General features: G+C 52.1%; 18 protein-coding genes and 1 pseudogene. 7 read left to right on the top strand and 12 right to left on the bottom strand.

All coding sequences use genetic code 11. From position 1 onward, the window contains the following. A partial coding sequence (locus PPL9_RS21870) for a LysR substrate-binding domain-containing protein (RefSeq protein ID WP_057464704.1) occupies window positions 1-658 on the bottom strand: 658 nt, incomplete at its 3' end. Between the two features lie 246 nt (window positions 659-904). Here PPL9_RS21870 and PPL9_RS21865 point away from each other — a divergent pair. Both PPL9_RS21865 and PPL9_RS21860 read left to right on the top strand, forming a co-directional pair. Then, the gene (locus tag PPL9_RS21865) at window positions 905-1,456 is read left to right on the top strand and encodes a peroxiredoxin (RefSeq protein ID WP_057464703.1); all 552 of its coding nucleotides are present in this window, start codon (window positions 905-907) and stop codon (window positions 1,454-1,456) included. A 273-nt stretch (window positions 1,457-1,729) separates the two neighbouring features. Then, window positions 1,730-2,272, top strand: coding sequence for a carboxymuconolactone decarboxylase family protein (locus PPL9_RS21860; protein ID WP_057464702.1), 543 nt, complete (start codon window positions 1,730-1,732; stop codon window positions 2,270-2,272). Window positions 2,273-2,514: 242 nt separating this feature from the next. On the opposite strand, the gene PPL9_RS21855 is transcribed toward PPL9_RS21860, so the two are convergent. The 3 genes from PPL9_RS21855 to PPL9_RS21845 all read right to left on the bottom strand — a co-directional run bounded on the left by PPL9_RS21855 (window position 2,515) and on the right by PPL9_RS21845 (window position 4,756). Then, window positions 2,515-2,874, bottom strand: coding sequence for an NINE protein (locus PPL9_RS21855; RefSeq protein WP_057464701.1), 360 nt, complete (start codon window positions 2,872-2,874; stop codon window positions 2,515-2,517). 149 nt (window positions 2,875-3,023) lie between these two features. Further along, on the bottom strand, window positions 3,024-3,386 hold the full coding sequence (locus PPL9_RS21850; protein WP_208989539.1) for an NINE protein: 363 nt from the start codon (window positions 3,384-3,386) through the stop codon (window positions 3,024-3,026). Window positions 3,387-3,514: 128 nt separating this feature from the next. Continuing rightward, the gene (locus PPL9_RS21845; RefSeq protein ID WP_057464699.1) at window positions 3,515-4,756 is read right to left on the bottom strand and encodes a cyclopropane-fatty-acyl-phospholipid synthase family protein; all 1,242 of its coding nucleotides are present in this window, start codon (window positions 4,754-4,756) and stop codon (window positions 3,515-3,517) included. Window positions 4,757-5,080: 324 nt separating this feature from the next. Between PPL9_RS21845 and PPL9_RS21840 the strand changes: the two genes are divergently transcribed. After that, window positions 5,081-5,962: a polyprenyl synthetase family protein gene (locus PPL9_RS21840; RefSeq protein WP_244273437.1), complete on the top strand. Its 882-nt coding sequence runs from the start codon at window positions 5,081-5,083 to the stop codon at window positions 5,960-5,962. Here the strand turns inward: PPL9_RS21840 and PPL9_RS21835 are convergent. Beyond that, window positions 5,959-6,510 (bottom strand): cysteine hydrolase family protein, encoded by a 552-nt coding sequence (locus PPL9_RS21835; protein ID WP_057464697.1) that lies wholly within the window; start codon window positions 6,508-6,510, stop codon window positions 5,959-5,961. The two genes, PPL9_RS21840 and PPL9_RS21835, sit on opposite strands and share 4 nt — an antisense overlap. Window positions 6,511-6,669: 159 nt before the next feature. On the opposite strand from PPL9_RS21835, the gene PPL9_RS21830 reads away from it, so the two are divergent. Then, window positions 6,670-6,882, top strand: coding sequence for a hypothetical protein (locus PPL9_RS21830; RefSeq protein WP_057464696.1), 213 nt, complete (start codon window positions 6,670-6,672; stop codon window positions 6,880-6,882). Between the two features lie 4 nt (window positions 6,883-6,886). On the opposite strand, the gene PPL9_RS21825 is transcribed toward PPL9_RS21830, so the two are convergent. From PPL9_RS21825 to PPL9_RS21810, 4 genes are read right to left on the bottom strand one after another with little or no spacing between them, the layout of a single operon-like run. Continuing rightward, window positions 6,887-7,360, bottom strand: coding sequence for a YbaK/EbsC family protein (locus PPL9_RS21825; protein ID WP_057464695.1), 474 nt, complete (start codon window positions 7,358-7,360; stop codon window positions 6,887-6,889). A gap of 28 nt (window positions 7,361-7,388) precedes the next feature. After that, a complete protein-coding gene (locus PPL9_RS21820; protein WP_208989538.1) occupies window positions 7,389-8,063 on the bottom strand; it encodes a phospholipase in 675 nt (224 codons plus the stop codon). Further along, window positions 8,060-8,494 (bottom strand): hypothetical protein, encoded by a 435-nt coding sequence (locus PPL9_RS21815; RefSeq protein ID WP_057464694.1) that lies wholly within the window; start codon window positions 8,492-8,494, stop codon window positions 8,060-8,062. Before PPL9_RS21815 ends, PPL9_RS21820 begins: the two co-directional genes overlap by 4 nt. 37 nt (window positions 8,495-8,531) lie before the next feature. After that, a complete protein-coding gene (locus PPL9_RS21810; RefSeq protein ID WP_057464693.1) occupies window positions 8,532-9,173 on the bottom strand; it encodes a DNA-3-methyladenine glycosylase in 642 nt (213 codons plus the stop codon). 72 nt (window positions 9,174-9,245) lie between these two features. Between PPL9_RS21810 and gluQRS the strand changes: the two genes are divergently transcribed. Next, window positions 9,246-10,103 (top strand): tRNA glutamyl-Q(34) synthetase GluQRS, encoded by an 858-nt coding sequence (gene gluQRS, locus PPL9_RS21805; protein WP_057464692.1) that lies wholly within the window; start codon window positions 9,246-9,248, stop codon window positions 10,101-10,103. Between the two features lies 1 nt (window position 10,104). Here the strand turns inward: gluQRS and PPL9_RS21800 are convergent, their stop codons facing one another. Together PPL9_RS21800 and PPL9_RS21795 are read right to left on the bottom strand one after the other, a co-directional pair. Further along, complete coding sequence (locus PPL9_RS21800) at window positions 10,105-11,067, bottom strand: AEC family transporter (protein WP_057464691.1); 963 nt, start codon at window positions 11,065-11,067, stop codon at window positions 10,105-10,107. Window positions 11,068-11,097: 30 nt separating this feature from the next. Further along, window positions 11,098-12,060: an AEC family transporter gene (locus PPL9_RS21795; RefSeq protein WP_057464690.1), complete on the bottom strand. Its 963-nt coding sequence runs from the start codon at window positions 12,058-12,060 to the stop codon at window positions 11,098-11,100. A gap of 164 nt (window positions 12,061-12,224) precedes the next feature. Here PPL9_RS21795 and PPL9_RS21790 point away from each other — a divergent pair, with 164 nt between their 5' ends. Then, window positions 12,225-13,352, top strand: a complete 1,128-nt coding sequence (locus tag PPL9_RS21790) for a hybrid sensor histidine kinase/response regulator (RefSeq protein WP_057464689.1) — start codon at window positions 12,225-12,227, stop codon at window positions 13,350-13,352. On the opposite strand, the gene PPL9_RS21785 is transcribed toward PPL9_RS21790, so the two are convergent. Then, window positions 13,349-13,951, bottom strand: coding sequence for a 2-hydroxychromene-2-carboxylate isomerase (locus tag PPL9_RS21785; RefSeq protein ID WP_057464688.1), 603 nt, complete (start codon window positions 13,949-13,951; stop codon window positions 13,349-13,351). The genes PPL9_RS21790 and PPL9_RS21785 overlap by 4 nt on opposite strands. A 211-nt stretch (window positions 13,952-14,162) precedes the next feature. Here PPL9_RS21785 and PPL9_RS33550 point away from each other — a divergent pair. After that, window positions 14,163-14,479 (top strand): annotated as a pseudogene (locus PPL9_RS33550) (PAP2 family protein); the annotation flags it as partial.

The following is a 14,479-nucleotide window of genomic DNA, read 5'->3' as shown; positions in this document are numbered from 1 at the left end:
CTTCATTTGCCGTCAGCATGCGCCCTCCCGTTGCGGCAAGCACATGGTTTCGCAAACAGTGGCCATCTTCCAACAGCAACAACACCTCATCTGCCAGATCTTCCATCATCACTTCATGGGCGCCCGCCAGCGCGTGTACGCTCGGCACGGCCAGATAAAAATCATCGCTCCCAATCTCGGCAGATTCAAACCCCGTCGTGTCATAGGGCAGCGCCATCAGTGCCGCATCAATGCGCCCTTCCCGCAAAGCAATCATCAGATTGCGCGACAGATCCTCACGAAGGAACAATTGCAGCTCAGGATAAAGCTCTCTGAGCTGAGGCAGAAAGCGCGGCAGCAGAAACGGAGCGACAGACGGGATCACCCCCAACCGGAACCGACCACACAACGGCTTGTTCTGCGCACGAGCCCCCTGCACAAGGTCCTCCGCATCACGCAACAGCAAGGATGCCCTCTCAAGCACCTTCTCTCCCGCTTCAGTCAGAACGAGCGTGCGACCAGAGCGGTCCAGCAGCTCACATCCAAGTATGCCTTCCAACTGCTTGATCGAGGCAGAAAGCGTTGATTGTGTGATGAAACAAGCCTCTGCCGCCTTCGAAAAAGACAGGTGTTTGGCCAGCGATTTGAAGTACTGAAGCTGTTTTAATGTGGGTAACATTGTGCGACCAGATGACACAGATCAAAGCTCATAGATTAGAATTTCTCTAAGTTTTGGCGGAATTTGGCCAATCTCGAGACAACTTAGCATGCCCATCGAAAAAATCGATGGACTTCTTCGTTATTATCGTTTTGACCGATCAAATCAAGAGTTGCATAAAGACCCCAACGAAGACGTATTTTCCAAGTCTTCATGAGAATCACTAATCGACGCGCTCTGGCGTCATTCTATATTTAGGAGAGTACCATGCTCGGTATCGGCGAAAAGCTTCCAGAATTTGAAGTAGTTGGCGTAAAGCCTGGTTTCAACAACCACGAAGAAAACGGCGAAAGCGCATTTGAAGCAATCACTGAAAAAAGCTTCGAAGGTAAGTGGAAAGTAATCTTCTTCTACCCAAAAGACTTCACTTTCGTATGCCCAACCGAAATCGCTGAATTCGCTCGCCTTGCAAGTGAGTTTGAAGACCGTGACGCAGTTGTACTCGGTGGTTCTTCCGACAACGAATTCTGTAAGCTGGCATGGCGCCGTGACCACGCAGACCTCGACAAGCTGCCAATCTGGGCATTCGCTGACACCAACGGCTCCTTGATCGACGGCCTCGGCGTTCGTTCCCCAGACGGCGTTGCATACCGCTACACCTTCGTTGTCGACAACGAAAACACCATCCAGCACATCTACGCAACCAACCTGAACGTTGGCCGTAACCCGAAAGACACCCTGCGTGTTCTCGACGCTCTGCAGACCGACGAACTCTGCCCATGTAACCGTGAAGTTGGCGGCGACGTAATCGCAGCTTAATGCGTATTCCCGAAAAGTGGTTCCGGTTTTCGGGTAAGAATACGACAAAAAACAAAGACTTAGAGCTCGATGTCTGAATGCACATGAAGGCATCAAGCTCTAAGTCTGGAACAATCAGGACCGGAGCACATAAAGCGAAAAATCGCAGGCTCCGGTCTTTTTAGCGTACTTCCGAAAACAATAAAAATCAGGTTTCGGAAGAGTTTGCGCACCAAAAACTAAAAACCATCACTTTGCACGTGGCCCATTGCCAAAATCATTAGGAGAAACATCATGTCCATCGATTCCTTGAAATCCCGCCTTGGTGACTTTGCTAAGGACGTTCGTTTGAATCTTGGCTCTATGGGAACTGATGAATCTCTGACTGCTCAACAGAAATACGGCCTGATCGTCGCTTGCGCCATCGCCACCCGCAATGCAGACGTGAAGAAGGCCCTGATTGCAGAAGCTGCTCCGCACCTGTCCGCAGAAGCGATGAGCGCCGCCAAAGCTGCTGTATCAATCATGAGCATGAACAACATCTACTACCGCTTCGTACACCTCTCCTCAAATGAGCAGTACGGAACTATGCCTGCCAAATTGCGCATGAACGTGATTGGCAAGCCGGGCGTAGACAAAGTCGATTTTGAATTGTGGTCGCTTGCTGTCTCCGCCATCAACGGCTGTGGCATGTGCATTGATAGCCACGAAGCTATCCTGCGCAAAGCTGGAGTAACTGCCGAGATGGTGCAAACAGCTGTTCGTTTCGCATCAATCATCCAATCTGCTGCTGTCGCCCTTGAAGCATCAGAACTGGAATTGGAAGCAGCTGAATAACCACAAGCGCCTCTCTATAGGGTTTCGCCCTGTTTAATCCCCTCCCAGGATTATTCGTGCCCCGAATAACAGGCGATACCTAAACTGGCTCCAAGAGCTAAGCCGAAGCCCCCCAGCTTCGGCTTTTTCTTTGTCATGAGCCTACAGCGTATCTCCGAAAAGTGGAAACCGGTTTTCGGATAAAGATACGCAAAAACAAAGGCTAAAGCAGCTCAGGTGTTTCAACTTAAATGCGGGCTGCTTTAGCGAACCTCATCAGGGATGGAAGGCGTATTGAACACCCCCACAAGGATGATCAGCAAATCAACCAGCGCCCACGCGGAAACAATCATTCCTAACCCCAAGGCTCCACTGACAACAACCAGCATCCCGTTGGGGTCCAGTGTCTCCATCCGGTTCAGACCGCTCACAATCAGAAAACCCGTGACCAAAGAAAGAACGAGCATCACCGCTCCACTCAGCGGTTTACCAAGATAAAACCGATGCAGCCCCAAGCCGCCCAGAAAGAGCGACAGGATCACTGTCACCACAGCAGATTTGTGCGGGTTCTTGAGATAAAAGAAACCTCTGTTACCAGAAGAATTGGCGGTTTGATCGCTCATAACTACGACCTCCGGTGAGCTTCAATCACACTCAGAGGCTGACACGCATTATCGATCAAGACACCTCCCGATATTTAAGGCATCTAACTAGGGGCTATGAATTCATCCTAGGCAAACTTGAAAGGATCAAGCCTTAGCAACACTCTGCCCTAAAAACTCTCGCGAACGAGCAATACAATCAGCACGATCAGATCGATAAGCACCCAGATGTTCGCGATCATCGCCATACCGATGGCAACACCGAAGCCGATCCACTCGCCTGTCGTCAGATCAGCAATCAAATTATGCCCCTCCAATCCCATGAGCAACGGGATCAGGATCAAAACTGCTGTAATATTCAGGCAGTTGATGACAACAGCACTGCCGAGCTTACGCAGATAAAACCGATGCGCTGCAAACTGACCAAGCAACAGCGCAAACAAAACGGCATAGGCTGTCGACTTACCCGGTTCGGAAAAATTGAAAATGCCCTCTCGCCGCCTTTGCGAGGGCAATGTAATATCATCAAACACCAACGACCTGCTTTCACCCATGCATTCAAAACATCAGGAAAGTAGCCAATGATTTCACTGGGCGTCAATGATCCACCCTAACAAACCCCGGAACTAATTCCGGAGTCCTCTCTTTAGCGCAGAGCAGTTTATGCCGTTTTTCTGCGATCATCACGATGAGAAATCATCGCCTGCTCATTGTCACCAATGAAGTCACGGATGATCGGTACAGCATCCCGTTCTTTAGACAAGATCAGCTGGAACACCATGAGCCGCCCGTGCAGGAAGTTCATTTCGCAGCCTGACAGATAGAACTCCCACATTTTGCAGAAGCGCTCGTCATACAATTCTTTGATCTTGTCCCGGTTACGCTCAAAATTAAGGCGCCAGTCTCTCAGGGTGTAATAGTAGTGCAGCCGTAAGATCTCGTTATCACAGACCCAAAGACCCGTTTTCTCGATATCGGCAAAAGTCTCTGAAAGAGCAGGACAATACCCACCAGGGAAGATGTATTTGCTCAGGAATGGACCTGTCACACCCGGAGGTCCGCTGCGGCCAATCGAGTGAATGACAGCATAACCATCCTGCTTCAGACAGTCTCTGACCTTGGCAAAGTAAGCACCCAGATTGCCGTGGCCAACATGCTCCATCATACCGACAGAAACAACGCGATCAAACTCACCTTCAAACTCGTTGTAGTCCAGACAGACAAAATCAACCTTGCCTTCAAGACCGGCAGCTTTCACCCGCTCTTCAGCAATTTTGATCTGCTCGGTAGAAACGTTGAGAGAGGTCACCTGTGCACCAGTCTGCGCCATGCGAATGGCCAGAGAACCCCAACCACCGCCAATTTCAAGCACTGACATGCCTGGCTTCAGGTCCAGCTTGGCAACAAGATGGTCCAGCTTCGCCTGCTGGGCTTCTTCAAGCGTATCTTCAGGCGTCCGGTAATAAGCACAGCTATAATTGAGCCCGTCATCCAAAAACAGCCGATACAAGTCCGTCGACAGATCGTAGTGATGACGCACCTGCGCTTTGTTTTTCTTCAGGTTCAGGCCAAGTCGCCGCCGCGTATGCCCGTCTTTCATGAAGGTTAGAATTCGTTGAATAGGATGTTCTGTAAGCAGGCCGTCATTCGCCATAAACACAGCAACCAGATCATTCAAAGTGTGACCCGGCTCCATGGTGATCAAGCCATCCATATAGGCTTCGGCTGCTTTCAGTTCAGGATCAATCAGAAGTGTATAGGGAAGCTTCTGACTGTGAAAACGCAATGCAGCGGAGGGGCCGCTTTCATCGCTACCAAAAACATGCTTTTTGTCTTTGGCGTCAAAAATTACAAGTTGCCCTTTCTGGACAAAACTCGACAAAATCTTCGAAAGTGCACGCATTTCTATTCCCCCTATCATCTCTTATAGCTGACTTACTAGGGCGCCTTATTGCGAGGTTCTTATTATATGACCTTAGGTAACTTTAGATTTAACCTAAAGAAAAAAACAGCCACAAGGCAACTCCGCAGGAAATCTCACCCGAATATTTACGGGGCGAAAATCCGCAGGAACCTTACGGTAACACGCCATTTCACTTGACGTTGGGCTGTTTTCGGGACAAACGATCAACGTGCTATCTGTCGAATAGGTAAGCACTTTCAAATCTGTTGTATTTTAATTGCTCGTTTGGGATGGGGTTCTGTGTCTGTTGCTTTAAAATCGGTCATCACCGAAACCGCTCAGTCTCTTGAAGAAAAGCTCACCTCTCTATTAGGGGAGACAGTTCGTTCTGAGGAGTTGGCCCGCCCTGAACGCTTGTTGGAAGCGATGAACTATGCAGCGCTGTCCGGCGGCAAACGTCTGCGCCCGGTTCTGATGGTGGAAGCTGCACGCTTGTTCGGTCACGAAGATGAAGGCACGCTTGTAGCCGCATCAGCGCTGGAATGCATTCACTGCTACTCCCTCGCCCATGACGACCTGCCTGCAATGGATGATGACGATGTGCGTCGTGGCCGTCCAACAACCCATAAGGCATTTGACGAAGCAACGGCGATCCTTGCAGGCGATGCACTGCTCACGATCGCATTTGATTTCATTGCTGATGAGCAGGTGCATCCTGACCCGGCCATTCGTCTGCGATTGTCTCAGGAGCTTGCCCGCGCATCCGGCATTGGCGGTATGGCAGGCGGCCAGATGCTCGACCTAGCCTCTGAACATCGCGACAGAACAGAAGCTGAGATCCGTCAGCTACAGGCGATGAAGACCGGCGCCCTCATTCGTTATGCATGCCGTGCAGGCGCGTTGCTCGCAAATGCCACAGAAGACGACATTGCTCGTCTCACCCGTTTTGGCGAAATCATCGGTCTGGCGTTCCAGCTGGCAGATGACCTGCTGGACTTGACTGGCGATGCAGAAGTGGTTGGCAAGGCAACGGGCAAAGATGCAGAAGCTGGCAAGGCGACCCTCGTCAGCCTGCTGGGTGAAAGCCACACCCGTCAAGAGCTCTCACGCTTGATTGCAGAAGCAGATGAACTGCTGGAGCCATACGGTGCAAAGGCCAACACCTTGAAGACGCTGGCCCGTTACATCGCAGATCGCGAAAGTTAAGCCGTCACTGCCTGCGCAAATTCAACATCAACCTCTGGAAGGGCGGTAATGCTGCCCTCATACCCACGAAGATAAATCAGCGTGTTGTTGTGATGCGCTCTGATTTGCTGTCCAGTAGCGTGCTCTTTGTCGTGCGTGGTGTGCGCATCATTCACCAGCCGCAGGTTAAACCCAAGCGAAGCCGCACGGCGGAACGTGGTATCTACGCAAAACTCTGAAGCAAACCCGCAGATCGTCAGATCCGTGATGCCGCGCTCATCCAACAACTCTTTCAGATTGGTTTTGTAGAAGGAATCCGGTGCAGTTTTCCGCACCTTCAAATCACTATCCGTTACAACAAGATCATCCGGCAATTCCCATCCCTCAGAACCATAAGCCAATTGATGGTTTGCACGTTCATGCTGAACAACGATAACTGGTACACCTGCTTCACGAGCTTTTGCGCTCAGTCTGTTGATACGGACAATCGTTTCATCCCGCTCAAAAGGGTGCGGCTCCACATCAAATAAGTATTTCTGGACATCAATAATAATCAGAGCGGTGCTCATCGTACCCTCATTTGTTGGAGGAATAGGCCTGTCCTTCTTCCCCTAAAAATACGCCCATGAATTAGTCATAAGCAATTGTAATCAATAAATATTTTCTTTGACCTTTGTAACCATCAAACAGATAGTTGGTCCTGAAGCAAATGGACAGGAGGTCGTTACATGGATCATGAAATGATGATGGAAGGCTTCGCCCTTTGGCAAGTTGTCATTATGATCGTCTGGATATTGGTTGTTGTCATTCCAATCGCCAGAATCCTGAACCGTCTCGGCTTTTCAAGGATCTGGACCATTCTGGCTTTCATTCCCCTGGTCAACCTGATCTTCCTCTGGATCCTAGCCTACGTTCATTGGCCAGTCGAAGACAGAATGTAGCCTGCTACTTCACGCAGATGACCTGATGGTCTCCCAAAATGTCCGGTAAATTTCCGGGCATCATGAACACTGCACTCGGCGTTCCGGCGGCAGCCCACACTTCATCAAAGCTCAACAGATCTTCATCCACGAAAACCGTCAGCTCCTGTTTATGTCCCAGTGGTGGAATACCGCCAATCGAGAACCCGGTAACATTTCTGACGAACTTGGCATCAGGCCGTCCTATCGGCCCACCAACAACTGTAGAAATAGCGTCTTCGTTGACGCGGTTCGTCCCGCTCGCCAGCACCAAAATAGCTTCCTCGGTATCCAGCTTCTGAAAGACAAGGGATTTGACGATCTGTTCCTGAGCGCAGCCCAGCGCCTGCGCAGCCTCTGCAGCAGAACGTGAAGACTCCGGCAGCTCAACCACTTTCAACCCAAGTCCACGATCATCCAAAAAACTCTGAAATTGCTTTGCACGCTTACTTTGCAACATATAACCCCTCCTCCGGCCTGTGCTTCCTTTAGATAGTGGTTGGCGCTGAAATTCCAAACCGCTCTTTTAGGAACCGGAGCGCCAATGCCTGTGCCTCACCATTGATGGAGTGATCCAGCCCCGCCAGATCATGCGCTTCCACATCAAACCCTGCATTCTCCAGCGCCATTTGAGCAGCCCCAAGATACGCCGCCGCCACCACATCATCCTCACTGCCATGCAGAAGCATCACTGGAGGCCGCACCACCATCTGCTCCACCAGATGCTCAGGTCCACCCAAAACACCGGAGAAACTCAGCAGGCCTGCCGCCTCAGAAAAACGCCGAGGCCCCACATGCAAAGCAACCATAGCACCCTGCGAAAAGCCACCCAGCACCATGTCACGCTCCAGCAGACCATAATGCTCCAGCTCGGCATCCAGCACCCGGTTGATCAACGGCGCAGCGGCCTGCACACCAATCCAGATTTCCCGCGCATCAAACTCAGTGGCCGCAAACCACTGCCGCCCCTCAACCCAATGTGCGCATGGCTCTGGCCCATTCAGGCAAACAACTGCAGTCTCTGGCAGCTCGTCGCGCAAGGCACGCGCCGTCGGCTCCATGTCCCCAGCATCACCGCCATACCCATGCAGCAACACCAGCAGTTTGCGCACCGGTGCATGGCTCGGCTCCAAGCGGATGCACTCAAGCTCGTGCATACTCATTCAGCCTCTTTCATCGTCATATGACCAGCAAGGTCTGGAAGCAGACCATCCTTCAAAAGAGCGCGCATCACCTCACCATCATAATAGCGCTCTTCAACAATCTTACCAGCATCCCAGCGCTGCCAGCACAAACCGTCAATCTGCTGCAACACACCAGCACCATCCACAAACTGGCTGAGATTGCGGAAGACGCATAAACCACGCGCCTCATCAATCACAACATCTTCAATCTTGCCAATGATGGATTGCGCTGCAGAAATAAACGGCTCTTGCTTGGCACGGCCTTCGGCAGCGCCATCCGCAAACAGCACATCATTGGCATACATCTGCACAGAGGACGCAAAGAATGCATCAAACGCTTCAAGCGGCTTCCCATCGCGAAGCAGTTCAATCTGTGCGTCCACAGCACTCACAAAACCTTTGGATTCCATCAAGCAGCTCCCCATTTCATGATTGGCTCAGCCCCCTTCAAACTGGCAGGGTCTCGCGTCCTTCTTTCATCACGCGATAATAAGACCAGAACAATCGCGCCGCAGTTCCACGATGAGGAGACCATGCCTCAGTAATTTCGGCAAGCACCTTTCCCTTGGGGCGCTCTTCCAGATCAAACGCATGCTGCACAGCCGCCTGCAAAGCCACATCACCAACCGGAAACACATCCGGATGCCCAGCACAGAACAGCAAAAAGATATCCGCAGACCAAGGGCCGATGCCCTTAATCTCACAAAGCCGCTTGTGTGCCACCTCACCCGGCCAGTCCACCGCCTCGTTCAAACACAAACCAGCCTTCAGCTCTTCTGCAATGGCCTTCAATGTTCGTAGCTTGGCATTGGAAAGCCCGACACCTAGCAGTTTCTCATCGCTTTTGGAAAGCAGCACATCCGGCTCAAATGGCACCACCAGTGCCTCCATCCTTGCCCAGATGCTCGCCGCAGCCGCCACAGAAAGCAACTGCGCGACCACGATATTGCAAAGTCCGGCAAAATCAGCTGAGCGCCTGCGCAAAGGCACCTCACCTGCAACATCAGCAACGCGAACAAGCCGCTTATCTAACTGTACAAGAGACGCGAGCTCCCGCTCAATATCCTCAAGCGTATTTATAGGTCTCAACGCCCCCTCCTCAAGCAAGCAAAGATGCTCTAATAACAAGCTGTCCATATTCCAAGTAGAACCATTTCGCAAATGAACTCGCCTGTCTATCGCTTTGCCCCTTCACCCAACGGCCACCTCCACCTTGGCCATGCCTATTCGGCCATCCTCAACGATGAAGCTGCAAAGCAAAACGGCGGTAGGTTCCTACTGCGCATCGAAGATATCGACACAGTCCGTTGCACCCCGCAACTGCAAGAAGATATGCTGGAAGACCTGAAATGGCTGGGCCTGCACTGGGAAACGCCAATTCGCAGGCAATCAGAGCATTTCAGCGAGTACGCCAAGGCACTCGCGCAGCTGGAAGCAATGGGTCTTGTCTACAAAGCCTACCTCACCCGCGCCCAGATCAAGCGCTTCATCTCGGAACAAGATGCCTCGGACACGCCATGGCTACGAGACCCTGACGGCGCCCCACTTTACCCCGGAGACAGCAGCGTTCTCTCTGAACAAGAACAAAAAGCCCTTCAGAACTCCGATGTGCCCTATGCCCTGCGCCTCAATATGGCCAAAGCCATTGAGCTAGCGGGTACATCTCTCTCTTGGAACGAAGCACATCACGGAAAAATTCAAGCCGACCCGGCAGCCTGGGGCGATGTCGTCCTTGCCCGCAAAGACACCCCAACCAGCTACCACCTCTCAGTAGTCGTAGATGATGCACTACAAGGCATCACCCACATTCTGCGCGGCAAAGACCTCTACCACGCCACCAGCGTCCACCGCCTGCTGCAAACTCTTCTGGACGTGCCAGAGCCGCACTACGAACATCACGACCTCATTCTCGACAAAACAGGCCGCAAACTCGCCAAATCCGCCAAGGACACTTCCCTCCGCGAACTAAGAGCAAGTGGTGTCACTCCTGAGCAAATCAGAGAGAGGTTGGGTCTGTAGCTCAATACCCCTGCACCTGAATGAACCAGAGCCAGAAGCTTACGGTGAAAACTGAGATGCCTGTGGTGATTGCGATACCGTTGGTGGACATGGCATGACCGGTGCCGAACTGGTTGGCCATAATGAAGGAGAACACGCCTGTCGGGCACGCTGCGATCAGCGTTGCTACACCCACCCAGACAGACGGTAGGCCCACCACGTGTGCAGCAACAACAAACACAACAAACGGCATCAGGATCGACTTGATGATCGCCAGCACGCTACCAATCGCCAGATTGCCGCGAATACCGTAGTTCACCATGCTCATCCCCACTGCAACCAGCGCCACAGGTGAGGCAGCTTTCGCCAGTGGAGCCAGAACGTCATCAGCCAACTTTGGAATTTCCAAACCTGATACATTCCAGAGCAGCCCACCCACAACACCATACAGGATCGGGTTCGCCAACAAGCCTTTGCCAACTGCAATCAGAAGCTCTTTCTTAGAGCGCGGCGCCTTATGACCATCAATCACCACCGCACGCTCCATCAATACAGAAGACGTCAGCGCGGTTAACGGTGCGTGGAACACAATGAGAAGCGAAATCAAAAGCGTCCCTTCAGCTCCATAAACCGCATCAATCAACGGAATACCAACCAACACGGTGTTGGAGAAAGACGCCGTCAGCCCGGCAATCACCGCTGCCCGTGCTTCCCGCTTAAACCCAATACGGACAAGCAGGCCACCCAGAAAAGCAACCACAATCATGGAACCGTAGTAAGTCGCCCAATACCCCCAAGGCGAAATGCCATCCAGGTCAGCGGAACCAAGGCTACGGAACAACAGGATAGGGATGAGAAGGTTTACGCAGAACTTGCTCAGAATATCGCCAAGACTGCGATCCAGATATCCAACATTAGCAACAACATAGCCAATGCCAACAAGAGCAAAGATCGGAAAGACGACGAAAAAGACCTGAACAATCATGGGAAACTCGAAAGAGGGTGCAAGACCTTCTTAGTAGCCCAGAAAGTTTAAGATCCAAAGCCAGAAGCTCATTGTGATTATTGAGAAAATGGTCGTCAGGCTGATGGAGTTCGCACTCATGGCGTGCCCGGTTCCAAACTGGCTGGCATAAAGGTAAGCCACAACACCGGTTGGGCAGGCCGCCGCTAGTGTCGCCACCGCCACCCAAAGCGGCGAGAGCGGGAAGACATAAGCACCCAGAGCCAGCACCAGCGCGGGCATCAGTACAATCTTGAGCAAACTCAATACGCTGCCAATGGCAATGTTCCCACGCACACCATAGTTGAGCAGCGTCATACCAACAGAGAACAGCGCAACCGGGCTGGCAGCTTTTGCCAGAGGATGCAGCACACCATCCAGCAACACAGGCAACTCGTAGCCCGAGAAGTTCCAGCCTACACCCAGCAAAATCGCGATGACCAACGGGCTCTTGATCAGCGTGGTGAACAGCGAATGCATAACGTCTTTGAAAGGCCGTGCTTCCTGATAGCCGTCCACCACCACCGCCCGCTCCATCGCCAACACAAACACCAGTGTTACGGACGGCGCATGCACGGAGATGATCAGCGAGATAGGAACCAACGCCTCTTGTCCAAATGCTGAGGTGATTACTGGGATACCGACCAACGACATGTTGGAGAACGCAGCAGAAAATCCACCAATGCATGCAGCCCTTGCTTCCCGTCCGAACACCTTGCGCACCATATAGCCACCCAGCACAGCACTGGTTGCCAATGCTGTGTAGTAGGTGCCCCACAGCGCCCATGGGCTCAGCCCGGCAAGATCAGATGTCGCCAGAGTACGGAAGATCAGAACCGGAATAAGCACGGTAATGCAGAAGGTACTGAGGTTGTCGCCAACCTGCTTGCTCAGCAGTCCGGCATATCCAAACCCATAGCCCACACCCACTGTCGCAAAAATGGGAAACACCACTTGCAGCGTACTAAACAGCATTCCGTGTCCGCTCTCTTTCCACCGTACAGCACTCTCCCAGAGCGCAAGCAAATGCGCTTGCAGCAGCAAAAAACAAAATCTCGGTGGATCCTTGCCAGAACTGGGCGAACTTTTTCTGCCAGTGTTTTAGGCTCTTCTTCGAGGATTGATCAAGGAGTTATCTCATGCCTGCGCCAAAACCGGCTCCAAAGCAGGATGTTGCAAGGCTGGTGCACGACCTGAAGACACCGCTGTCTGCTATGAAAACGGCTTCTGACCTGATCGCACAGGAACCACTTAGCGATCAGCAGCAACATCACCTGAACACTCTGCAAATAGCCATCAATTCGCTTGAGGAGCTGACTGGTACGATCCTGGGTGCAAACACACAGGCTGAGCATCATAGCCATGCAACAAGCAAGGCGGGGCCTCAAGCAAAATCACTGTTGGATCAGCTCACCTACATCGCAGATTTGTTTTCACCGCAAGCTGCAAGCTCTGGTCACACCCTCACCCACCGCTGGTCACGAGAAGCGATGTCAGCCTACCAAACCCAGTCAGATGAACTGCAGCGCATTCTCGCAGTCCTGGTTGATAATGCTACTTTGTACAGCAATACGGGCACCATCACGCTAAGCGCACATATCAAGTTCTCAAACCATCAACCCAACATCGTGGTAACGCTCAAGGATGCTGGCCCAGGCCTGACACCAGAGCAAGCCTCACATCTGGACGCCGCCCCAACGCCAAAACGTAGATCCGACGGCCACGGCCTCGGGCTCTGGAGTGCACGGCACCTTGCCTGCGATCATCAGGGAGACCTGAGGCTCGTCACCAACACCGGGCATGCAGCTTGTTTTGAGCTCGTTTTGCCAATCCAAGAGATCGAGCAGACACAGCAGCTTTCAACTCCAGCCCAGAATATGACGCGCTCCAAGCTTTCTGGCTCTGTACTGGTGGTTGACGACAATGAGCCAAACCGGGAGTTGCTGGCAGCAATCTTCTCATCATTTGGCCTGACAGTGCGCATCGCAAACAGCGGAAAGCAAGCGCTGGCAGTGCAGTCAGAAGCACCGTCCGATCTGATCTTTCTGGATTTGAACATGCCGGAAATGAGCGGCTCGGAAACTCTCACTCAAATGCAGGCAAACGGACATATCAAAGATAAAGCTTGCTTCGCGATCACAGCAAGCATCGCCCCAGAAGACCGCCCGGCACTCTTCAAACAAGGCTTCACGCAGATTCTGGAAAAGCCAATCAATCCATCCGCACTCTATAGCCTTCTGGAAAGTACGCTTCAGAAGGCAAGCTAACCAATCCGTACAAAGGAGGCATCCAACGCCTCATCAAGGCGGTCGTTGCCCCAGTAAAGATCGCCCTTTTCGGTGATCATGCTTGGTGCTCCAAACACACCCAGTGCTTCTGCCTCCGCAACCGCTGCCCGCAAGCCAATCTTGACCTCAGTGGTTTCAGCCTGCCGCATGACCTTATCTGCATCCAGATCCAGCTCACGCAACAAGGCAATCATTAGCTCTGGCTTGGAGATATCTTCATCCAGCACAAAAGCCATGTGAAACACAGCGCGGGTAAACGCACCAATCCACGGTTCCTTACGTCCCGCAAAAGCAATACGAGAGGCAAACAGACTGTGCTGTGGAAAGATCTGTGGCTTCTTCCAGGGCAAGCCGAGGTTTGCAGCGGTACGCGCAACATCCCGCCACATATAAGCCCCCTTCTTCGGGTTCTCTAAAAATGGAGAGCTCTCTATCCCCTGACGCCGGAAGATCGGCCCCAACAGAAAAGGCCGCCAATCAATATCGATGCCCCTGTCTTTCGCAAGCTGTTCAATACGTGCTGCGGTCAGGTAGGAGTATGGGCTGGCAAATTCATAATAAAACGCGAGCCGAGGCATTTATTCTCTTTCTGATCCAATAGACCGGTAAGACCCAACCTACGGCAATGGAAACAATTTGAATTTATCTCGCAGGCCCCTATATGGGGGTTTGGCACTGCGAGACGTAATCTTGCTGAGCACCAATGGAATTTCAAGGCAGCACATTGGCGCAACCTTCGAAAACAAGTATACCGCCTTGTAACCCAAAAGAGCGAACTCAGGAATTCCCGTGGCAAAAGACGGCTCGAACACTTCAATCCTAAATAAAATCATTAGTTTTTGCGGTGAACGCCCGTTCACGGCAATCCTGACATATATCCTTGTCGTCTCAGCAATCTTCCTGATCTTCCCGAGGCTGGATATCTGGGCATCCACCTTCTTTTATGACGGCGAAGGCAGTTTCCCTGTTTCAAAAGACCCGTTCTGGCGCGGTCTACGATACTTCGGCGTCTACATCTTCCAGTGGGTTGCAGGCCTGTCCTTGTTTGTGATGCTCTTCAAGCTCGCGTTTCCAAAGATCAAAGCACTGATGGATCTCCGTCACCC

Origin of the sequence: Pseudovibrio sp. POLY-S9 (genome assembly GCF_001431305.1) — a bacterium.
Taxonomy (GTDB): domain Bacteria; phylum Pseudomonadota; class Alphaproteobacteria; order Rhizobiales; family Stappiaceae; genus Pseudovibrio.
This window is presented reverse-complemented; position numbering and strand designations above follow the sequence as displayed.

Coding starts and splice junctions, on each gene's coding strand:
- PPL9_RS21800 (WP_057464691.1), bottom strand. CDS start 11,067: ATGATTGTTCAGGTCTTTTTCGTCGTCTTTCCGATCTTTGCTCTTGTT.
- PPL9_RS21785 (WP_057464688.1), bottom strand. CDS start 13,951: ATGCCTCGGCTCGCGTTTTATTATGAATTTGCCAGCCCATACTCCTAC.
- PPL9_RS21860 (WP_057464702.1), top strand. CDS start 1,730: ATGTCCATCGATTCCTTGAAATCCCGCCTTGGTGACTTTGCTAAGGAC.
- PPL9_RS21865 (WP_057464703.1), top strand. CDS start 905: ATGCTCGGTATCGGCGAAAAGCTTCCAGAATTTGAAGTAGTTGGCGTA.
- PPL9_RS21835 (WP_057464697.1), bottom strand. CDS start 6,510: ATGAGCACCGCTCTGATTATTATTGATGTCCAGAAATACTTATTTGAT.
- PPL9_RS21855 (WP_057464701.1), bottom strand. CDS start 2,874: ATGAGCGATCAAACCGCCAATTCTTCTGGTAACAGAGGTTTCTTTTAT.
- PPL9_RS21790 (WP_057464689.1), top strand. CDS start 12,225: ATGCCTGCGCCAAAACCGGCTCCAAAGCAGGATGTTGCAAGGCTGGTG.
- PPL9_RS21815 (WP_057464694.1), bottom strand. CDS start 8,494: ATGGAATCCAAAGGTTTTGTGAGTGCTGTGGACGCACAGATTGAACTG.
- PPL9_RS21830 (WP_057464696.1), top strand. CDS start 6,670: ATGGATCATGAAATGATGATGGAAGGCTTCGCCCTTTGGCAAGTTGTC.
- gluQRS (WP_057464692.1), top strand. CDS start 9,246: ATGAACTCGCCTGTCTATCGCTTTGCCCCTTCACCCAACGGCCACCTC.
- PPL9_RS21845 (WP_057464699.1), bottom strand. CDS start 4,756: ATGCGTGCACTTTCGAAGATTTTGTCGAGTTTTGTCCAGAAAGGGCAA.
- PPL9_RS21795 (WP_057464690.1), bottom strand. CDS start 12,060: ATGCTGTTTAGTACGCTGCAAGTGGTGTTTCCCATTTTTGCGACAGTG.
- PPL9_RS21820 (WP_208989538.1), bottom strand. CDS start 8,063: ATGAGTATGCACGAGCTTGAGTGCATCCGCTTGGAGCCGAGCCATGCA.
- PPL9_RS21825 (WP_057464695.1), bottom strand. CDS start 7,360: ATGTTGCAAAGTAAGCGTGCAAAGCAATTTCAGAGTTTTTTGGATGAT.